Raw genomic sequence first — 3,163 nt, 5'->3', positions numbered from 1 at the left:
CAACTGATACGCACGGAAGCCGAGGAAGGTGGCACAGCATCATTCGTGCAGGATGGATCACTTTTGTTTTTCCTGCTGTCGAGAATAATCTCAGAACGAAGCTGCGCGTTGGGCACGAGCACGCCATGGAAACGAATGAGGCTGAGCCTTGGCCTGAGAACTGCCGCGGCCAGCCGCTCATTGGCAATTGCCGGTCGCGTAATGTAACGTCACAGGTGCTTCCGTTCCTTGCGCTGATTCATGGCGCAACGCACCCAGAGGCATGCAGGCTAAAGCCGTGGGCGTGGGCGCAGCTTGTTGTATAACGCAGGCGTAAGAACCCATGGGCCAGAAGCCACATTCAAGCAATGCCTCAAATTCGTCTTTAACAAAGTCGGGCAACCCTGAACCGGCTTTCCGTCTCAACCTGTGCAAAGAAAGTTCCGATGTACTCTTGCACCAACCGATACAAGGTGGTTTCTTCCGGTCGGTGCCATTCATTGTGGGGCTGATTTTCAACCACTGCGTGTTGAGCTGGTTGGCACAGGTTCTTTTGATGGAATTGGGCGCGGGGTATGGCCGTCGACATGATCTTTGAGAACGAATGTTTTCGTTCTCAAAGTCTCGACTTCTCTTGCCAGGCCTTGAGCTGCTACAATCAGTCAAGACCGGGAATATGGAATTCAACGCGGAACATGTTGATGAGGCCTGGTCTCAAATCGCAGAGCGCCGGTGCGCGCAACTTGAATCCGGTGCGGTGAAACCGACTGGTGCGAGGTTGAAAACGGCGAAAAGATTTCGCTGGCGCTAGCGGCGATACACGCTACGAGCCAGATAAACTTTATCAATGCTATTTGCAGGCCGAGAATCGGCGACAAGGGCTGGGATTGTCTGCGCAAGCGGGTGGTGGGTGACGCATAATCCCAGAGCACCCAAGCGTGGTGGCAGGGACGCTTGGGTACCTCGCGGGCCAACCCGCAAACCTCTCACTTTAAAACTGGCGGCTGCACCGAATTTCATAACACCGCTTAATAGGCTGGTTGCCGCAGGCTACGCCTTCATATTTGAACCATTACCAACCAAAGGAGTTAACCAATCTTGCTGCTTCAGGGACTAGTAATACTCCACACCTTGGCCGTGATTATCTTTTCAATTCGGATTCTGCTGCGCGACAATCTATCTTCGGCCGCTAGGCTGGCATGGTTTATGGTCATGCTGTTTGCGCCCTACGTCGGCGTTGTCCTTTACCTACTGTTTGGTGAGATCAGTGTTGGTCGAACAGTCCGCCGACGGCACGATCAAATCTTTGCCAAATTAAGCTCGATAGCAGCGAGTTCGATGGGCAGTTGTGAGCACAATCTCGAAGGCAATATCGAGATTGAATACCAGACTGCTTTCCGAGCCGCATCGGTTGATGGTTTTGGCACAACACTGGGAAACAAAGCCGAATTATTAGCTGATGCCGCAACGACTCGCTCTCGACTTATCGAGGACATCGACAATGCAACAGAGAGTGTTCAGTGCCTGTACTACATCTGGTTGGACGACAACACGGGGCGAAGCGTTGCAGAAGCACTGATTCGAGCGGCCAAGCGTGGGCTTGCCGTTTATGCGATGGCTGACGGACTCGGCTCCCGCAAGTTTGTCCGGTCAAAATACTGGCGTGAGATGCGCGACGCCGGCGTGAAACTAGCCGTCGCGCTGCCGATGAAGTGGGTTATTGATACGATTTTGTTTAGCCGCCTGGATTTGCGCAACCACCGTAAGATTACCGTCATCGACGGCTGTATCACTTGGTGTGGCAGTCAGAACTGTGCTGATGCCGAGTTTTTAGTCAAGGCGAAATACGCGCCATGGATAGACATTATGTTGCGGCTGAAAGGGCCAGTAGTCGCTCAGAATCAACTGCTTTTTGTGTCCGACTGGTTGCTCAATAGCGGCGAAGCAGCCCCCGAATCCTTTGCCGTGAAGGCGAAGGAAATCGAGGGTGGTTTTCCCGCCCAGATTTTCGCTGACGGCCCAACCAATCGCCGTGGTGCGACGCCGCAATTATTCGCCACGCTGCTGACGCTGGCCAAGCAAGAAGTGGTTATCTCAACGCCGTACTTTGTCCCTAACTCAACTGTCCTGGACGCAATTTGTGCCGCCGCCGTTCGCGCCATTGACGTCACCATGATCTTTCCCAAGCGTAACGACTCCTGGATCGTTGCCGCTGCCAGCCATGGTTATTACCGACGGCTACTGGAACACGGCGTGAAGATATATGAATTCCGCGACGGCTTGCTGCATTCCAAGACCTTTACCATTGATCGCGGCTTGTCGCTGATCGGCTCGTCCAACCTTGATCTACGCAGTTTCGACTTGAACTATGAGAATGACATCTTGTTGCGAGACGACGAAGTCACCCAGCTGATTTACCAACGCCAACAAGAGTATATTGCACAGTCTGATCCGGTGACGCTGGAACACGTTAATGCCTGGACTTATCCTCGCCGCATTTGGAACAACGTGGTCGCCACGATTGGGCCGATTCTCTAGATGTTTAGTCTCACCACCGCGACATTCGAGAGCCTGATTGGATTTATTCTGATTCGTCTTTCAGAGAAGCGAAGGACGGGCTTATAACACGACCGGGCAATCGGAAAGTTCGCTCTTCCTTTTGCCAGCGCTATCGGCTGGAAAGCATTGCTGTAGCACTTTGGTAATCACATCAATTCCAGTAAGAATACCCTGTTCAAACTGTCCCTGGCTGAAAGCAGTTTCCATGGTATGGCAAGCAGCGTCCCACTCCGTCTGTTCCACGCGAGTATGAATACCCCGATCTGCTATGATCTCCACGCTGTGATCTGCCATTAATAAATAAATCATCACACCATTGTTCTGTTCTGTATCCCAGACTCGCAACAGGGAAAATACATCAATGGCCCGTTCACGACTGAAATGATTCTTCAACAGCAGAGATAGATCCAGTGCCGCTTCTACTGCAAAAACAATTTCGCCACTATGTGTGGTTTCAGACCGTGCAATTGCCTGCTTGATTGTATTCAGCGTATCCGGTGGAAATGCACGTTTTACGACTGATTGACCAGTGACGAGATGGCGGATGATGCGCATCAAATTCATTAATTTCTCCTGATTACCATCTTCCTGAGGCGCCGCCACCACCAAAGCCACCACCCCCGCC

General features: G+C 52.1%; 4 protein-coding genes. 2 read left to right on the top strand and 2 right to left on the bottom strand.

Annotation, left to right across the window (positions count from 1 at the left end; genetic code table 11):
• The coding region (locus tag NSMM_RS16210) for a hypothetical protein (RefSeq protein WP_218121122.1) at positions 1 to 305 on the top strand (305 nt) is incomplete at its 5' end.
• Positions 306 to 786: 481 nt separating this feature from the next.
• Here NSMM_RS16210 and NSMM_RS12710 read toward each other — a convergent pair.
• A complete protein-coding gene (locus tag NSMM_RS12710) occupies positions 787 to 999 on the bottom strand; it encodes a hypothetical protein (RefSeq protein WP_090287994.1) in 213 nt (70 codons plus the stop codon).
• A gap of 78 nt (positions 1,000 to 1,077) precedes the next feature.
• Here NSMM_RS12710 and cls point away from each other — a divergent pair, with 78 nt between their 5' ends.
• A complete protein-coding gene (gene cls, locus NSMM_RS12705; RefSeq protein ID WP_090287992.1) occupies positions 1,078 to 2,517 on the top strand; it encodes a cardiolipin synthase in 1,440 nt (479 codons plus the stop codon).
• Positions 2,518 to 2,598: 81 nt separating this feature from the next.
• On the opposite strand, the gene NSMM_RS12700 is transcribed toward cls, so the two are convergent.
• The coding region (locus NSMM_RS12700) for a TPM domain-containing protein (protein WP_342671794.1) at positions 2,599 to 3,163 on the bottom strand (565 nt) is incomplete at its 5' end.

The organism is Nitrosomonas mobilis (genome assembly GCF_900103035.1).
In the GTDB taxonomy this organism is placed as follows: Bacteria; Pseudomonadota; Gammaproteobacteria; order Burkholderiales; family Nitrosomonadaceae; genus Nitrosomonas; species Nitrosomonas mobilis.
Note: the sequence above shows the minus strand (reverse complement) of the source record. Positions and strands in the feature narration are given on the sequence as shown.